Below are 16,473 nucleotides of genomic sequence, written 5' to 3' on the forward strand. Positions count from 1 at the left end.
AGGAGGCCGGCATCTCACCCGGCACCGTGCGCGACGTCCGCGACCGCCTGCGCCGCGGCGAGCACCCCCTGCCCGCCCGCCACCGCACCACCCCCGCACCCGCACCCGAGCCCGCCCAACCCGCAGAACCCGCCCAGCCCGCAGCGGCCGTGGGGCCCGTGGGGCCCGAACCCCGCACCATCCGCCGCACCACCACACCACCCACCGCCCAGGACCCGGTCCGCACCATGGAACGCCTGATGACCGACCCCGCCATGCGCCTCAACGAAAGCGGCCGCCACCTGCTGCGCATGCTCACCAGCAGCCTGCCCCCCGCTGCCCAACGCGACCAGCTGGTCCGCAGCGTCCCCCCGCACTGCGCCGAACGGATCTCCCAGCTCGCCCTCGAATGCGCCGCCGCCTGGCGCGAGTTCGCCCGCCTCGTGGAGACCGCCCAACCCGCCCCCGGCACCCTCAGCGCCTGAAACCGGGCGCACCGCACGGCCGTTCACCGCCACACCGGCGAACGGCCGTGCAAATGCGTTCGGTTCAGCAGTCGCACATCCGATTCGACCAAACGATGACCGGACGGCCCCGCCGGGTGGAAATCCGTCGCGGCGGAAGAATTGCCGGTGACCATCCGCGCCCCGGCCGCCGCCGCGCCCCGGCACGGCCTTTTCCGCATTCCGCGCAACAGCCGCGGCCTGGCCCGCCACCTGCGCCGACGGCCCGCCAGGAGCGGCGGGACGCTCCACCGTGCCATGAATCCCACGCGCCCGAGGGCGCATTCCCGCACGTATTCCGGATGGTCCGAACCAGCCCTCCACCCGTTCCGTCCCGGGCGATTTCCACGCTTGCGGGAGGCCCGGACGGAAGGCAGAGTGTTCCGGGTCCGGGAGGCCAGAACCCGGTGCACGAGCGGCGATCCGGCCCCGGATTCCCCGCGGCCCGGCAGAGCGCGATCCGGTGGAACGCGATCCGCCGCCGAGCCGCGCCGAGCGCACCGGCGGTCTACCACGTGACCGGCTCGACCCCTCCCTACGCCCTCAGCGCTCGAGGTGGAAACGAAAACGCCATGATTGACGCACTCACCACCACCACCCGTACGACATCCCGCCAGAACCCGCCAGAGCAGCCGGCCGCAGACCCGGCGGCCGCAGACCCGGAGGACGCCGATCCGCTGGACGCCGATCCGCTGGAAGCGGCCCCGCTCAAAGGACCCGTGAAGTTCCTGATCGAACGTGAGCTGCGCGCCGGGGACCAGCTGCGCCGCGCCGAGCCCCGGCACCACCTCTACTGGAGAAGGATGGCCGCCTTCGAGATCCTCCTGCACGGCGGCAGCTGGACCGAGGGCACGGGGGAGACCCTGCTGCTGCAGGTCGCGGACAGTGCGGCACTGCAGCACGTGCTGGCCCAGGACCCTTACGTCCAGCAGGGGTTGATCCTGCGGACCAGGATCCGGGAGCTGGAGAACATCCTGGAGGCGGCCAGGGCGCTGCGCCCCGGCCCGGGCCGGGAGGCCGCCGGCGCCCCGGCCGGAGCCCTCGCCGTCACCGAGCCGCTCAGCGCCCACGAGCGGCGGCTGGCCCGGATGATCCTGGATGGACTGACGAACCGTCAGATCGCCGCGCGGCTGGGCGTTTCGCCGCGCGCCGTCGAGCAGCACATCACGCGGATCTACCGCAAGCTCGCCATCAGCCGGCGCGCCCAGCTGGCCGTCGCCCTGGAGCGCTCGGCCGAGCCGGTCGGCACCGGCCCGGCCCGGGCCGGGCACCGGCAGGGCGCCTGACCCCTGCGCCCCGGACCCCGCCAGGCCCGCGGCGCAGGGGTACAGGGGCACGGGGACGCAGGGGCCCCGGGGACCCGGGGGCCGGGCCGGGCGCGCCGCCCCACAACGGCGCGCCCGCCCCGGCCGCCGGGTCCGGTCCGGTGCGATCGGGTCGGGACAGGTCCGGCCCGGTCAGACCAGTTCCGGCACCGCCGCGCCGCTGCGCAGCCCCTGGAGCCGACTCAGGACCTCGCCCTCGCCGAGGAGTTGAGCCACCCGGAACAAGTCGGGGCTGTTGCGCGAGCCGGTCAGGCAGACCCGCAGCACGTTGGCCACCTCCTTGAGCGAGCCGCGGAATTCCTGCGGCGCGGCCCGGTAGGAGCGGGAGTCGGTGGCGAAGCCGTAGTCGGTGGCCACCGACCGCAGCCGGTCCAGCCACTGCTCGTCGGGCCCCGCGTGCCGGTACTCGCGCAGCAGCGCGTCGGCGAGATCGGCGACGCAGTCGGGCCGCAGCGGCGCGAACCGCTCGTCGTCGACGCGGGTCACCGGGGTGTGCAGCCCCGGGAAGGCGAAGCCGAACTTGGCCCGGAACTCGCTCCAGCACGCCAGGTCCTTGCGTCCGCCGCCCGCCCCGGCCAGCTCCAGCGCCCCCAGCGCGAGGACCCGGTTGGCCCGCAACTGCCCGGCCAGCTCCGGGTCGTACTCGCACGCCCAGGACTCCAGCAGCTCCAGGGCCTGCTCGGAGGGCAGCGAGGCGATGTGGTCGCGGCTGACCGAGCGCAGCTTGGCCAGGTCCACCATGGCGCCCGACAGCCCGGCCTCGTCCAGGGCGAGCGCCTGCTGGGCGGCCTTGTCCACCGGCAGGTCGGCCAGCCGGTTGTTGGCCAGCCCCCGCAGGTAGTGCCGTACGGCCGCCGCCGGGTAGCCCGCGGCCATGTAGTACGCGACACCCGCCTCCGGGTCCTTGCGCTTGCTGAGCTTGCGGCGGCTGGAGCCCTCCACCTTCATCAGCGGCGCGATGTGCGCGTACCGCGGCGGCTTGAAGCCCAGCGCCTTGTGGAGCTGGTGGTGCAGCGGCAGCGAGGAGATCCACTCCTCGCCGCGCACCACCAGCGTCACCCGCATCAGGTGGTCGTCGACGACGTGCGCGAAGTGGTAGGTCGGCAGACTGCGGCCCTGCTGGGGCGACTTGAGGATGACGACGTCGTTGCCGTTGTCCAGCATGGTCAGCGAGCCGCGCAGCCGGTCCTGGAAGCGCACCCGCCCGGGGATCCCCACCGGGCAGCGGAAGCGCACCGTGAACGGCTCGCCGGCCCGGATCCGCCGGTCCGCCTCCTCGGCGCCCAGCCCGCGGCAGCGCGCCCACTTGCCGTAGTAGCCCAGCGGGGAGCGCGACTGCTGCTGCCCGGCGGTGTTGGCGGCCAGCTCCTCGGCCGAGCAGAAGCACGGGTACGCCTGCCCCTGGCGCACCAGCTCCCTCACGTAGCTGAGGTACACGTCCTCCCGCTCGGACTGCCGGTAGGGCCCCCAGGCCCCGCTGCCCTCCAGCTCGTCGGGCACCAGGTCGAAGTAGCGGAACGCCTCGGCGAAGGCCTCCGCCGCACCGGCGACCTCACGGCCGGTGTCGGTGTCCTCCACCCGTACCAGGTACGTCCCGAAGGTCTGGCGGGCCAACTCCCTGGACAGCAGGGCCACATAGAGCCCACCGAGGTGGAGCGAGCCGGTCGGGCTGGGGGCGAAGCGGGTCACCTCGGCCCCCGGGGCGAGGTCACGTTCCGGGTAGCGCTCCTCCCATTCCTGCACCTCCGGCAGGCCCGAGGGGAACCACGAGTCTGCGAGCGCACGGTCCAGCATTGCGGGGTCCTTCCGTAGCCGAGTTGTGTCCGCGGTCGGGCGCGGCGTCGGCAGCGAACTGCTCCGACTGCCTTCGCTCTCGAAGCTAGGACAGCTTCCGGCGCCGGGAGCCGGCCCGGCCGCCCGGCGGTGCGGGATCCCGAACAGCCGACCCGTCCCGGTGCGCTTCGGCGGGCCCGGCTGGGACAGGCTGATCCACGAAGCCCGGCACCGGTCCGCAGGAACCCGCGGCGGCCGGGCTTGCACCGAACCAAGGAGGTCGCGTGTTCCGCGCGTTACTGCTCGGCCTGGGGGCGCTGTCCATCGGCACGGACGCCTACCTGACGGCCGGCCTGCTGCCCGACATCTCCCACGACCTGCACGGGTCGATGGCGCAGACCGGCCAGCTCGTCACGGCCTTCACCCTCTGCTACGCGCTGCTGGCGCCGCTGCTGGGGGCCGCCCTGGGCCGCTGGAACGTGCGCACCGTCCTGCTGGCGGCCCTGAGCGTCTTCACCCTCGCCAACGCGGCCAGCGCCCTGGCCCCCTCCGCGCTCGTGCTGCTGGTGCTGCGCGGAGTGGCCGGCGCCGGAGCGGGCGTCTTCATGCCGGTGGCCGCCACCGCCGCCTCGGCCCTGGCCGGCCCCGAACGCCGGGCCCGCGCCCTGGCCATCGTGCTCGGCGGCCTCAGCTCCGGCACCGTCCTGGGCGTGCCCGCCGGACTCCTGCTCGCCGGACACCTCGGCTGGCGCGTCGCGTTCTGGCTGGTCACCGCCCTCGGCGCGGTCGCCTGGGCGGGCACCGCCCTGTGGCTGCCGCGCGTCGACGGCGCCGCCATGCCCGGCCTGCGCGCCCGCGCGGAACAACTGCGCGACGCCCGGGTGGGCCTGGCCGTCGCCGCCACCTTCGGCCAGACCGTGGCCAGCCTGGGCCTGTACACCTACCTGGTGCCGCTGCTGAACGCCCACCACGCCGGCTCGCCCACCCTGGGCCTGTGGCTATGGGGCCTGGGCGGCGTCATCGGCAGCATCGGCGTCGGCCCGCTGCTCGACCGCCTCGGGCGCCCCGGCCGGGTCGCCGCGATCCTGCTGGTCGTCCTCGCCCTGACCCTGCTGGCCCTGGCCGTGGCGCCCGGCGCCGCCGCCCTGCCGCTGCTGTTCGTCTGGGGCGCGGCCGGCTGGGCCTTCGTGGTGCCCCAGCAGCACCGGCTGCTGGACCTCGGCCCCACCGCCGGGGCCGGGGCCCTGGCCCTCAACAGCTCCGCCACCTACCTCGGCGGCGCCGTGGGCGCGGCCGCCGGCGGAGCCGTCCTGGCCGCCGGCACCGACGTCCGTCTGCTCCCGGTCCTGGCAGCCGCCGGCGCACTGGGCTCCCTCCTCCTCCACACGGCCGCGCTACGGCTGCGCCCCGCCGGCCCGGAGGCCGTCCACCCCATTCAGTCCATCTCCCGGAGGCCGCGGTGAAGTTCGGCGTCAACGTCCCCAACTACGGTGAATCGGCCACCCCCCAGGGGATGAGCCGGTGGGCGGCCCGGCTGGAGGAGCTCGGCTACCACCAGCTGATGGTCTCCGACCACGTCGCCCTGACCCCCGAGGTCCAGCGGCTGTTCGCCGCCCCCTTCTACGACCCGTTCACCGTGCTGGCCTGGCTGGCCGGCACCACCACCCGCATCGGCCTGGGCACCACGGTGGCGATCCTGCCCTACCGACACCCCCTCCTGGTCGCCCGTACCGTCGCCAACATCGACCAGCTCAGCGGCGGCCGCTTCACCTTCGGCGTCGCCGCCGGCTGGGCGCCGGGGGAATTCGCCGCCCTCGGCGTCCCGTACAACCAGCGCGGTGCCCGCAGCGACGAGTACCTCGCCGCCATCAAGGCCTGCTGGGCGGGGGAGCGGGCCTCCTTCCAGGGCCGCTACGTCTCCTTCACCGACCTGAGCACCGGCCCGCTGCCCGTCCAACCCGCCGGCCCGCCGGTGTGGGTCGGCGGCCACAGCCGCGGGGCGCTGCGCCGCGCGGTGCGCTACGGCGACGCCTGGCACCCCACCTCCGTCACCGCCGAATGGCTGGTCAACATCGGCCTGCCGGCCCTGCGCGCCACCGCCAAGGAACTCGACCTGCCGGTGCCCGCCCTGGCCCCGCGGATCAAACTGCGCCTCACCGACCGGCCGCTGGGCCGCGAACGGGTGATGGGCATCGGCACCCCCGAGGAGATCCGCTCCGACCTGAACCTGCTGACGGACCTCGGCGTCGAGCACGTCGTCCTCGACCCCACCATGCCCGGCGAGGCCCGCACCCGCCGCCGCGAGGAACAGGACCTCGCCGCCCTGGAGCTCCTCGCCCGCGACGTCGTCGACCTCGCCACCGGCACCGTCAAACCCGCCTGATCCCGCACCCCGCCGCCGAACCGGGCGGGCAGGCGACCGCGCCTGCCCACCCGGAACAGCGGCCCCACCACCGGACGTTGTGCCCTGACATGGAATCAGCCCCCGGACGCCTGCGGCACCCCAGCGAACTGGACCTGCGCAAACTCCAGCTCCTCGCCGAACTCGAACAACACGGCACGGTCAGCGCCGTCGCCGCCGCCCTGCACCTGACCCCCTCCGCCATCTCCCAGCAACTCGCAGCCCTCAGCAAGGACTTGGGCGTACGGCTGACCGAACCGGTGGGCCGCAGACTGCGCCTGACCGCCCAGGCCCGACTGGTCCTGCAACACACCACCCGCATCTTCGACACGATCGAGACCCTCTACGACGACCTCGCCGCCCAGCGCGACGGCGAGGCCGGCCAGGTCTCGGTGGCCGGCTTCGCCACCACCCTGGCCCCGCTGATCCTGCCCGCCGCCGGCCTGCTCAAGCAGACCCACCCCCGGCTGCGCACCGCACTGGCCGAGGTCGACCCGCCGGACAGCTTCGAGCGCCTCTCCCGCGGCGAGACCGACGTCGCCATCGCGGTGGAGGCCCCCGACGCCCCCGCGCACGACGCCCGCTTCGACAAGGTCCCGCTGATGCGCGAGATCTTCGACGTCGCCCTGCCCACCGGCCACCCCCTCATCGACGCCCCCACCCTGGGCCTGCCCGACCTCGCCGACGAGGCCTGGATCTTCGCCACCGTCGGCATGTGCCAGGAGATCCCGCTGGCCGCCTGCGCGGCCGCCGGCTTCGTCCCCCAGGCCACCCACGCCATCGGCGACTGGGAGGCCACCTTCGCCGCCGTACGGGCGGGCCTGGGCATCAGCCTGGTGCCCCGCCTGGCCCGCCCGGTGGCCCGCGACGGCGTGGTGGTACGGGAGTTCACCGACGCGCCCAGCCGCCGGGTGTTCGCGGCCGTACGCCGCGGCGAACAGCGCGTCCCGCAGATCGCCGCCGTCCTGGACGCCCTGCGCGAGACCGCCGCCGCCGAGGAGTCGAACGCCCTGCGCGCCGCCGACCAGGACGCTTAAGCCCCCACTTCAAGATCATCGGTAGCAGAGTTTGATGGACGCCGCAGGGACGCGGATGTGACGCTCTTACTCACAAGGGCCCGCGACCACGTCCCCGCGGAACCCCTCCCACACGGCAAGTCCGGGAGCAGCCACGCCTGCCCTCCCGCGATCCGCCGTGCCCGGAACGGATCCCCGTCCGGATCCCCACCATGCCGGGGCGTGTGTGAGAAGAGGGAATGTCATGTCGAAGGCCGCATTGATCCGTCTGAGCGTGCTCAGCCTCGTCTGGGGATCCGTCTTCCTCTGGATCAAGGTCGCCGGTGACGGGTTCTCGCCCGTCGAGATGGTCTTCGCCCGGCTCGTCCTGGGCGCCATCGTCGTCCTGGGCATCGGCTTCGCCAAGAAGCAGAGCCTGCCCAGGGGCCGCGACACCTGGGGCCACATCCTGGTCGCCGCCCTGCTCGGCAACGTCCTGCCCTGGCTGCTCTTCGCCTACGGCGAGCAGACCGGATCCAGCAGCATCGCCGGCATCCTCAGCGGCACCGCACCCGTGTGGACCATGACCGCGGCCGTCGCCCTCGGCTCCGAGAAGCGCCTGGGCCTGGGCCGCATCGGCGGCATCGCCCTCGGCGTGCTCGGCGTCGTCCTGGTCTCCGCCCCCTGGAGCCACGACACCCACGTCACCACCGAGAGCCTCATCTGCTGCGTCGTCGGCGCCATCAGCTTCGGCTCCAGCTTCGCCTACGTCGGCCGCTTCCTGGCCCCCCGCAAGATCCCGGTGTTCATGCTCGCCGGCAGCCAGCTGTCCACCGCCGCCGTCCTGAGCGCCATCGCCGCCCCGTTCCTGGGCCTGCCCGCCATCCACGCCACCGCCAAGGCCACCATCGCCCTGATCGTCCTCGGCATCGTGTGCACCGGCTTCGCGGTCCTGCTCAACACCATGATCATCACCAAGGACGGCCCCGCCGCCTCCGCCACCGTCGTCTACCTGATGACCGTCGTCTCCGTCATCCTCGGCGGCCTCGTCCTCGGCGAGCCCCTGGGCTGGACCGTCATCGCCGGCACCGCCGCCGTCCTGGGCGCCACCGTCCTGCTGCGCCGCAAGCCCCAGCCGGCCGCCACCCCGGCCGCCACCGCCGCGGCCCCCGCCGCCACGGCCACGCCCGTCCCCGCCGCCGTCCCGGCCGAATAACCCGCCCACCCCCACCCGGGCCCGGGGAAGGCCACCACCTTCCCCGGGCCCGACCCATGACCACCCCCGACCCGCCCCGCCAGCACACCCGGAGACCCCTCATGCCGTACATCGCCGAACGCACCTTCCGCGAGGGAACCAGCACCCACCAGGCCTGGACCCAGCACCGCGGCTTCCTGCACGGCCTGGAGACCCGCGGCCTGCTCATCGGCGGCGGCACCTGGGAGGGCGACGGCGGCGAACTCCTCGTCCTCAACGTCTCCGACGAGGTCTCCCTGCACCGCCTGCTGCGCACCGACCCGCTGGCCCGCCACAGCCTGGTCGCCCGCTCCCACGTACGCCAGTGGCACCTGGCCTTCGGTCACCCCGCCCTCACCGGCCGCCCCGAGACCGAGGACAAGAGCGCCGGCCACGGCCCGCTGACCCCCCACGAGAGCCGCATCGCCCAGCTGATGCTCGACGGCCACACCAACCAGGCCATCGCCGAACGCCTGGGCGTCGGCTGCCGCGCCGTCGAGCAGCACATCACCCGCATCTACCGCAAGCTGTCCATCCAGCGCCGCGCCCAACTGGCCAACGCCCTGCACGGCGCCACCGTCCACCGCCTGCCGATCCGCCCCGAACTGCTGACTGCGTAATTCCGTAGTGCCTCCCCAGCGGAGCGTTCCTAGTGTTGCACCGGCCGCCCAGGAAGGGCGCGGACACCTCCCGCGCCAGGGCCCGAGCCCTTCGGACGCATCTCCCACCGCTGAATGAGGTCCCGTCATGTCCCTGCACTCCGCCGCGCGCGTCGGCGTCGTCGTCCCCTCCGGCAACGCCGCGGCCGAGCCCGAGATCGCCCACCTGATGCGCCCCACCGCCAACGTGCACACGGCCCGGTTCCCGCAACTGCCGGGCCAGGGACTGCGCGAGCGTCTCGACACCTACAACGAGATCCTCCCGCAGGTCCTCAGCACCTTCGGCAAGCTCGCCCTCGACGCCGCCGTGGTGGCCTGCAGCGGATCGCACTACCTGCTCGACCCCCAGGGCGACCGCCGCCTGTGCGACCAGCTCGGCGAGAGCGCCGGCTACCCGGTGACCTCCTCCACCCTGGCCACCCTGGACACCTGCGCCGACCTCGGCATCACCGACCTCGTCCTGGTCTCCCCGTACGAGCCGTGGCTGACCGAACTCTCCCGCAGCTACTGGGAGCAGGCCGGCCTCAAGGTCTCCCGGGTGCTGCCGATCCAGGCGGGGGAGCGGTTCTCCCCCTACGACGTCACCACCGAGGACCTGGTGCGCCAGGTCGAGGCCGCCGGCATCGCCGACGACGCCGCCCTGCTGTTCACCGGCACCGGCATGTTCACCTTCGACGCCCTGCACACCCTGGGCACCGGCAACGACCGCGTCCTGCTGACGTCCAACATCTGCTCCGCCCGCTGGGCGTACAAGCACACCGGCGCCCCGGCCGGCGTCACCGAGCAGCCCTGGCAGCTCAACCGCCTCGCGGTCCAGGCCGCGGGCCGCACCGCGTGAGCGTCGCCCGCCGGCCCGTCGTCGTCGTCGGAGCCGGCCCGGTCGGCCTCACCACCGCCCTCGTCCTGGCCCGCGCCGGAGTCCCGGTCACCGTCCTGGAACAGGCCCCCGCCCTCTCCACCGCCTCCAAGGCCTCCACCTTCCACCCCGCCACCCTCGACCTCCTCGAGGAACTCGGCGTCGCCGAGGACCTCGTCGCGGCCGGCCGCCGGGTGGAGCACATCCAGTGGCGCACCCTCGACCAGCGGGTCATCCACCAACTGCCCTACGCCCCACTGGCCGGCCACACCCGCCACCCCTACCGCGTCCACGTCGAGCAGTCCCGCCTCACCCCCCTGCTCCTGGACGCCCTCGCCACCCACCCCCACGCCGAGGTCCACTTCGGCACCACCGTCCTGGACGTCCGCCCCCACGGCGACGCGGTACGGCTGTGGACCCAGGGCCGCGGCGGTTTGCGCCAACCCCTGGACGCCGACCACCTGGTCGCCGCCGACGGCAGCCGCAGCCTGGTGCGCACCGCCCTCCAACTGCCCTCCGAGGCCAGCCCCTACCCCTCCTACGCCCTGCGGGTGGTCACCGACACCCCGCTGGACGCCCTCATCCCCGGCCTGGCCCCGCTGGCCTACGTCCGCGACCCGGCCCAGTCCTTCAGCATCCTCGGCATGCCCGACCACTGGCGCCTGATCTTCCGGATGCCCCGCACCACCGACCGCGAACACGCCGCCGACCACGCCGCCGTCCGCGACCTCCTGCACCGCGCCCTGCCCGCCGTCGCCGACCGGGTCCGCGTCACCGACGCCCACACCTACCGGCTGGCCCGCTTCGTCCTGCCCGACTACCGCGCCGGCCGGGTGCTGTTCGCCGGCGACGCCGCCCACCTGACCTCCACCGCCGGCGGCATGAACATGAACTGCGGCCTGCACGACGCCGTCGCCTACGGCCGCACCCTCGCCGGCGTCCACGGCGGCTGGCTGCCCGACACCGCCCTGACCACCACCGCCGCCCAGCGCCGCGCCGCCGTCCTGGACGCCGTCCTGCCCCGCAGCGAGGCCCGCACCGCCGGCCTCGACGACACCACCGCCCTGCAGCGCGCCCTGGACGACATCGGCCGCACCGCCGCCGACCCCGAGCGCACCACCGAGTACCTGATCAAGGCGTCCCTGCTCGACTGCGCCCCCCGTCCGCAGCCGATCCACTGACCCGCCCGCGCCACCCCCACCCCTCCCCGCCGTCCCCGTGACCCCAGGAGATGAGACACGTGCGCATCTGGTTCCACAAACACACCGTCGAGGGGCGCCTGCCGCTCCTGGACACCTGGTACCGCGAGCACCTCGATGCCATCAAGGGCCCCGACACCGAGATCGACATCAAGACCCTGCCCGCCCAGACCTACCCTTCCAACACCCCCTTCGGCCTGGTCGGCCACCACGCCGCCCAGGTGCTCTTCAGCGAGCACTTCGCCCACAGCGCCGTGGCCGCCGAACGCGCCGGCTACGACGCCTGGGTGGTCGCCGCCGGCCAGGACCCGGGCCTGCGCGACGCCCGCCACCTGGCCGCCATCCCCACCCTCGGCTACGGCGAGACCGCCTTCCACCTCTCCGCGATGTCCGGCTACCGCTTCGGCCTGCTCGGCTTCATGCCGCCGCTGCAGGAGCCGATCCGTGCCAACATCACCCGCTACGGCCTGGACTCCTCCCTCGCGAGCTACGAGGTGGTCCCCGGCGGCTGGGACGGCGTCCACCGCGCCCTGGAGGGCGACGACGACCTGTTCCTCACCACCTACACCGAGGCCGCCGAACGCGCCGCCAAGGCCGGCGCCGAGGTGATCATCCCGGCCGAGGGCATCCCCAACGAGATCCTCTGGAACCGCGGCATCCGCGAACTGCACGGCCTGCCCGTCGTCGACCCGGCCGGCCTGGCCGTCAAGTTCGCCGAACTGTCCGTCACCCTCCAGCGCCTGGGCATCTTCAACCGCTCCCGGGCCGGCTACTGGTTCCACCGGCCCGACCCGGAGATCACCCACCACCTGGAGAAGGTCTTCCTCGGCTCCACCCTCTGAGACCCGCCCGCACCCCGTCCCCACCCCGTCCCCACCCCGTCCTCACCCCGTTCCACCGGGCCCCGACCCCACCGAGGCCCCGCCCCACCAGCCAGCCCCGTCAAGGACCAGCCCCGCTAAGGAGCACCGACCCGCCATGAGCAACCACCAGTCGATCCTCGGCCCCTCCCCGTTCAGCACCCCGGCCGGCGCCCCGCTGCACCGCCCCCGCCGACTGCGCCGCACCCCCCACCTGCGCCGCCTCACCGCCGAGACCCAGGTCAACGCCAGCAACCTGATCCAGCCGCTCTTCCTGCGCGAGGGCCTCACCGAGCCGCGCGAGATCCCCTCCATGCCCGGCGTCTTCCAGCACACCCGCGACTCCCTGCGCAAGGCCGCCAACGACGCCGTGCGCGCCGGCGTCGGCGGCGTGATGCTCTTCGGCATCCCCGAGCACAAGGACCCCCAGGGCACCGGCGCCCTCGACCCCGAGGGCATCCTGCAGATCGCCCTGCGCGACGTCACCGCCGAGGTCGGCGACGCCACCGTCGTCATCGGCGACATCAACCTCGACGAGTACACCACCCACGGCCACACCGGCGTCCTGGGCCCGGACGGCGACGTCGACAACGACGCCAGCGTCCAGCTCTACGCCCAGGCCGCCGTCGTCCAGGCCGACGCAGGCGCCCAGATCGTCGCCCCCAGCGGCATGATGGACGGCCAGGTCCGCCACATCCGCGCCGCCCTGGACGCCGCCGGCCACGGCAACGTCGCCATCCTCGGCTACTCCGCCAAGTACGCCTCCCACTTCTACGGCCCCTTCCGCGACGCCGTCGAGTCCAGCCTGGAAGGCAACCGGCGCAGCTACCAGCAGCACCCCGGCAACATCCGCGAGTCCCTGCGCGAGGTCGCCCTCGACCTCGCCGAGGGCGCCGACATGGTGATGGTCAAGCCCGCCATGGCCTACCTGGACATCGTCCGCATGATCGCCGACCGCGTCGACGTCCCGGTCTCCGCCTACCAGGTCTCCGGCGAGTACTCCATGATCGAGGCCGCCGCCGCCAACGGCTGGCTCGACCGCGACGCGTCCGTCCTGGAGAGCCTGCTGTCCATCCACCGGGCCGGCGCCGACCAGATCATCACCTACTGGGCCACCGAGTTCGCCCCGCGCCTGGGCGCCTGAGCCCCCGCACCGAGACGACACCCGTCGGCCGCGCCACGGCCGGCCGACGGGCCGTCACCGCCCCCGGCCGGGCCCCGCCCCCGGCCGGGCCCCGTCGGACTACTGAGGTGTGAAATACCGTGCAACGACCGACTCCCGAGAGCAGCACCCTCGTCGCGGTGGGGCTCAGCCACGCCACCGCCCCCCTGGAACTCCTCGAACAGCTCTACGAGACCCCCAACCCCCTCGACGACCTCGTCAGCGAGATCAACACCCAGGGCCTGGGCAACGCCGTCGTCCTGTCCACCTGCAACCGGCTCGAGGTCTACCTCGAAACCACACCCGGAGACGACCCCGCCCCCGCCCTCAGCGACCTGATCGCCCGCCACACCGGCGTCGACGCCGAGGACATCGCCCCCTACCAGTACGTGCGCACCGCCGACGACGCCCTGCGCCACCTCTTCCAGGTCGCCTCCGGCCTCGACTCCGTCGTCCTGGGCGAGGACCAGATCCTCGGCCAGATCAAGGAGGCCCTCGACCGCTCCCAGCGCGCCGGCGCCACCAGCGCCGGCCTCAACAAGGCCGTCCAGGCCGCCCTGCGCACCGGCAAGCGCGCCCGCAACGAGACCGGCCTCAACGAGGCCGGGCGCTCCCTGGCCACCGCCGGCCTGGCCTTCTTCGAACGCACCGTCGGCTCCCTCGACGGCAAGACCGCCCTGGTCATCGGCGCCGGCTCCTTCGGCGGCGTCGTCCTGGCCGCCCTGCGCCGCTCCGGCCTGACCACCATCCACATGGCCAACCGCACCCCGGAGAAGGCCCAGCGCCTGGCCGAGACCGCCGACGGCCAGGGCTACCCGCTCGAGGAGATCCCCCGGCTGCTCGCCGAGGTCGACGTCGTCGTCAGCTGCACCGCCGCCACCGAACCCCTGGTCACCCACGACCAGGTCGCCCAGGCGATGGCCCGGCGCGCCGGACGCGAGCTCTACCTGCTCGACCTCGCCCTGCCCCGCAACATCGACCCGAAGGCCGGCGAGGTGCCCGGCACCGTCCTGGTCGACCTCCAGCGCATCGCCCGCGACGGCGGCGACGACGAACTGTCCGTCTCCAGCGTCCAGGAGGCCCACCGCATCGTCGACGCCGAGGTCGACACCTTCAAGGCCGCCCAGCGCGCCGCCCGCGCCACCCCCATCCTCGCCGCCCTGCGCACCAGCGCCGCCGAGGCCACCACCGCCGAACTCGACCGGCTGGCCCGCCGCCTGGAAGCCCTCGACGACGGCGCCCGCGACGCCGTCGCCCAGAGCATCCGCCGCATCGTCGACAAGATGCTCCACCAACCCACCGTCCGCGCCCGCGAACTGGCCGCCGCCCCCGACGGCGACGTCTACGTCGAGGCCCTGCACGCCCTGTTCACCCCCGAAACCCGCGCCCCCGCCGGCGCCCAGGAGGCTCTCGTATGAGCGCGATATCAGCGCTGTGGAACGCCGACTCGATCGCCGTCATCGGCGCCACCGAACGCAAGGGCGCCCTGGGCCGCAAGCCCATGGACTACCTCCTGCGCTACGGCTACAAGGGCCGCATCCTGCCCATCAACCCCCGCGGCGGCGAGATCCTCGGCGTGCCCGCCTACCCCAGCCTGCGTGAGGTGCCCGGCCCGGTCGACCTGGCCCTGATCATGGTCTCCGCCGACCGCGTCGCCGGCGCCGTCGACGACTGCGTGGCCGCCGGCGTCCCGCTGGCCGTCATCGCCTCCTCCGGCTTCGCCGAGACCGGCCCCGAGGGCGCCGCCCTCCAGGAGCGGATCGTCGCCACCGCCCGCGCCGGCGGACTGCGCCTGATCGGCCCCAACTGCATCGGCGCCGTCAGCTACAACACCCGCGTCCTGGCCACCTTCAGCCCCCTCTTCGGCGCCGACGACGTCCCCTTCGAGCCCGGCACCCTCGGCTTCGTCAGCCAGAGCGGCGCCCTGGGCTTCGGCGCCGCCAGCCTCGCCCTCCAGCGCGGACTGCGCCCCGGCTGGGTGGTCAGCACCGGCAACGACGCCGACGTCACCGCCCTGGAGGTGCTGCGCGAACTCGCCGACGAACCCCAGTGCACCGGCCTGGTCGGCTACCTCGAGGACATCCCCGACATCGCCACCCTGAAGGCCCTCAGCGACTCCGGCAAGCCCGTCGCCCTCCTCAAGTCCGGCCGCACCGAGGCCGGCAGCCGCGCCGCCGCCTCCCACACCGGCGCCCTGTCCACCGACGACCGCGTCCTGGACGCCGCCCTCAAGCAGCTCGGCATCGCCCGCGTCGACGACATCGACGAACTCCTCGACACCGCCCAGGCCTTCGAGTTCCCGCTGCGCCCCAAGGGCCCCAAGGTCGCGGTGGTCACCACCTCCGGCGGCTCGGGCATCCTGGCCGCCGACGCCATCGACGCCGGCCTGGAGCTCAGCCGCCTCTCCCCGGAGAGCACCGCCGCGCTGGCCGAGATCGTCCCGGCGTTCGGCTCGGTGGACAACCCGGTCGACATCACCGCCACCGTGCTCAGCGACCCGACGCTGTTCGACCGCTCGCTGGACGTGCTGATCGCCGACGACGAGGTCGACATCATCCTCGCCTGCTTCTGCGTCATGGCCGGCCCCGACGTCGAGAAGGCCGTCACCGCGCTGTCCAAGGCCGCCCGCAAGGGCGGCAAGCCGGTGTTCGTGGCCCGCACCGCCGCGGACTTCCTGGCCCCCGACGCCGCCGAGCAGATGCGCGCCGCCCAGCTGCCCGACTTCCCGACCCCGGCCCGGGCGCTGCGCGCGGCCGCCAACCTGTGGCAGGTCAGCCGCCCGCGGGCGCAGGCCCAGGAGAGCGCCGCGGCCACCCCGGCCCCGGCCGAGGGCGCCGACGAGCCGCAGCTCAAGCAGCTGCTCGCCCAGGCCGGCATCGCGGTGCCGCGCGGACGCACCGTCACCACCGCCGAGGACGCCGTCGAGGCGGTGCGCGAGGTCGGCGGCCGGGCCGTGGCCAAGGCCGTCGTCCCGGGCCTGCTGCACAAGAGCGAGGCCGGCGGCGTGAAGGTGGGCGTCACCACCGAGCAGGCCGCCCAGGCCTTCCAGGACCTCGCCGCCCTGGGCGGCACCGTGCTGGTCGAGGAACTCGTCGCCGAGGGCGTGGAGTTGCTGGTCGGCGCCCGCAGCACCCCGCTGGGCACCGTGCTGACCGTCGGCCTGGGCGGCATCTTCGCCGAGATCCTCGACGACGTCAGCCACCGCCTGCTGCCGCTCGCCCCGGGCGAGGCGGCGCGGATGCTGGCCGAACTGCGCGGCGCCCCGCTGCTGGACGGCGCCCGCGGCACCGCGGCGGCCGACAAGGACGCCATGGCCGAGCTGCTGCAGCGCGTCGCCGACCTGGTCGCCGCCTGGCCGGACGGCTTCGAGCTGGACCTCAACCCGGTGCGGGTGCTGCCCGAGGGCGCCGTCGTCCTGGACGCCGCCTACACCGTCACCGCGCCCGCCCAGGACTGACCCTCCCCGGCGCGGTGGGGCCGCCGCCCCCGGCCCCACCGCGCCACCCACCCACCCCGATCCCCTTCCG

General features: G+C 74.1%; 13 protein-coding genes and 1 pseudogene. 13 read left to right on the top strand and 1 reads right to left on the bottom strand.

Annotation, left to right across the window (positions count from 1 at the left end; all coding sequences use genetic code 11):
* Positions 1–464, top strand: a pseudogene (locus tag ACZ7BZ_RS34595) (ParB/RepB/Spo0J family partition protein); the annotation flags it as partial.
* Positions 465–1,054: 590 nt separating this feature from the next.
* Positions 1,055–1,768, top strand: a complete 714-nt coding sequence (locus ACZ7BZ_RS34600; protein ID WP_470361813.1) for a helix-turn-helix transcriptional regulator — start codon at positions 1,055–1,057, stop codon at positions 1,766–1,768.
* Between the two features lie 171 nt (positions 1,769–1,939).
* Here ACZ7BZ_RS34600 and ACZ7BZ_RS34605 read toward each other — a convergent pair whose 3' ends face one another.
* On the bottom strand, positions 1,940–3,601 hold the full coding sequence (locus ACZ7BZ_RS34605) for a glutamate--tRNA ligase (protein ID WP_470361814.1): 1,662 nt from the start codon (positions 3,599–3,601) through the stop codon (positions 1,940–1,942).
* Between the two features lie 263 nt (positions 3,602–3,864).
* Here ACZ7BZ_RS34605 and ACZ7BZ_RS34610 point away from each other — a divergent pair, with 263 nt between their 5' ends.
* The 11 genes from ACZ7BZ_RS34610 to ACZ7BZ_RS34660 all read left to right on the top strand — a co-directional run bounded on the left by ACZ7BZ_RS34610 (position 3,865) and on the right by ACZ7BZ_RS34660 (position 16,403).
* Positions 3,865–5,043 (top strand): MFS transporter, encoded by a 1,179-nt coding sequence (locus tag ACZ7BZ_RS34610; protein ID WP_470361815.1) that lies wholly within the window; start codon positions 3,865–3,867, stop codon positions 5,041–5,043.
* The gene (locus ACZ7BZ_RS34615; protein WP_470361816.1) at positions 5,040–5,963 is read left to right on the top strand and encodes a TIGR03619 family F420-dependent LLM class oxidoreductase; all 924 of its coding nucleotides are present in this window, start codon (positions 5,040–5,042) and stop codon (positions 5,961–5,963) included. The genes ACZ7BZ_RS34610 and ACZ7BZ_RS34615 overlap by 4 nt, the downstream gene beginning before the upstream one ends.
* A gap of 89 nt (positions 5,964–6,052) precedes the next feature.
* The gene (locus ACZ7BZ_RS34620; RefSeq protein WP_380462374.1) at positions 6,053–7,018 is read left to right on the top strand and encodes a LysR family transcriptional regulator; all 966 of its coding nucleotides are present in this window, start codon (positions 6,053–6,055) and stop codon (positions 7,016–7,018) included.
* Positions 7,019–7,241: 223 nt separating this feature from the next.
* Positions 7,242–8,192, top strand: coding sequence for a DMT family transporter (locus tag ACZ7BZ_RS34625; protein WP_470361817.1), 951 nt, complete (start codon positions 7,242–7,244; stop codon positions 8,190–8,192).
* 101 nt (positions 8,193–8,293) lie between these two features.
* Positions 8,294–8,830: a helix-turn-helix transcriptional regulator gene (locus ACZ7BZ_RS34630; protein ID WP_465748126.1), complete on the top strand. Its 537-nt coding sequence runs from the start codon at positions 8,294–8,296 to the stop codon at positions 8,828–8,830.
* 127 nt (positions 8,831–8,957) lie between these two features.
* Positions 8,958–9,707, top strand: coding sequence for a maleate cis-trans isomerase family protein (locus ACZ7BZ_RS34635; protein WP_380462371.1), 750 nt, complete (start codon positions 8,958–8,960; stop codon positions 9,705–9,707).
* Positions 9,704–10,906, top strand: a complete 1,203-nt coding sequence (locus ACZ7BZ_RS34640) for an FAD-dependent oxidoreductase (protein ID WP_380462370.1) — start codon at positions 9,704–9,706, stop codon at positions 10,904–10,906. Before ACZ7BZ_RS34635 ends, ACZ7BZ_RS34640 begins: the two co-directional genes overlap by 4 nt.
* Positions 10,907–10,956: 50 nt before the next feature.
* Positions 10,957–11,766: an aspartate/glutamate racemase family protein gene (locus ACZ7BZ_RS34645; RefSeq protein WP_380523923.1), complete on the top strand. Its 810-nt coding sequence runs from the start codon at positions 10,957–10,959 to the stop codon at positions 11,764–11,766.
* A gap of 136 nt (positions 11,767–11,902) precedes the next feature.
* Positions 11,903–12,928, top strand: a complete 1,026-nt coding sequence (hemB, locus tag ACZ7BZ_RS34650; protein WP_380462368.1) for a porphobilinogen synthase — start codon at positions 11,903–11,905, stop codon at positions 12,926–12,928.
* A gap of 119 nt (positions 12,929–13,047) precedes the next feature.
* A complete protein-coding gene (hemA, locus tag ACZ7BZ_RS34655; RefSeq protein ID WP_380462367.1) occupies positions 13,048–14,364 on the top strand; it encodes a glutamyl-tRNA reductase in 1,317 nt (438 codons plus the stop codon).
* Positions 14,361–16,403: an acetate--CoA ligase family protein gene (locus tag ACZ7BZ_RS34660; RefSeq protein ID WP_470361818.1), complete on the top strand. Its 2,043-nt coding sequence runs from the start codon at positions 14,361–14,363 to the stop codon at positions 16,401–16,403. The genes hemA and ACZ7BZ_RS34660 overlap by 4 nt, the downstream gene beginning before the upstream one ends.
* Positions 16,404–16,473 lie beyond the last annotated feature (70 nt).

Source organism: Kitasatospora sp. NPDC036934, from assembly GCF_055608425.1.

Coding starts and splice junctions, on each gene's coding strand:
- ACZ7BZ_RS34630 (WP_465748126.1), top strand. CDS start 8,294: ATGCCGTACATCGCCGAACGCACCTTCCGCGAGGGAACCAGCACCCAC.
- ACZ7BZ_RS34625 (WP_470361817.1), top strand. CDS start 7,242: ATGTCGAAGGCCGCATTGATCCGTCTGAGCGTGCTCAGCCTCGTCTGG.
- ACZ7BZ_RS34600 (WP_470361813.1), top strand. CDS start 1,055: ATGATTGACGCACTCACCACCACCACCCGTACGACATCCCGCCAGAAC.
- ACZ7BZ_RS34620 (WP_380462374.1), top strand. CDS start 6,053: ATGGAATCAGCCCCCGGACGCCTGCGGCACCCCAGCGAACTGGACCTG.
- hemB (WP_380462368.1), top strand. CDS start 11,903: ATGAGCAACCACCAGTCGATCCTCGGCCCCTCCCCGTTCAGCACCCCG.
- ACZ7BZ_RS34605 (WP_470361814.1), bottom strand. CDS start 3,601: ATGCTGGACCGTGCGCTCGCAGACTCGTGGTTCCCCTCGGGCCTGCCG.
- ACZ7BZ_RS34645 (WP_380523923.1), top strand. CDS start 10,957: ATGAGACACGTGCGCATCTGGTTCCACAAACACACCGTCGAGGGGCGC.
- ACZ7BZ_RS34635 (WP_380462371.1), top strand. CDS start 8,958: ATGTCCCTGCACTCCGCCGCGCGCGTCGGCGTCGTCGTCCCCTCCGGC.
- ACZ7BZ_RS34660 (WP_470361818.1), top strand. CDS start 14,361: ATGAGCGCGATATCAGCGCTGTGGAACGCCGACTCGATCGCCGTCATC.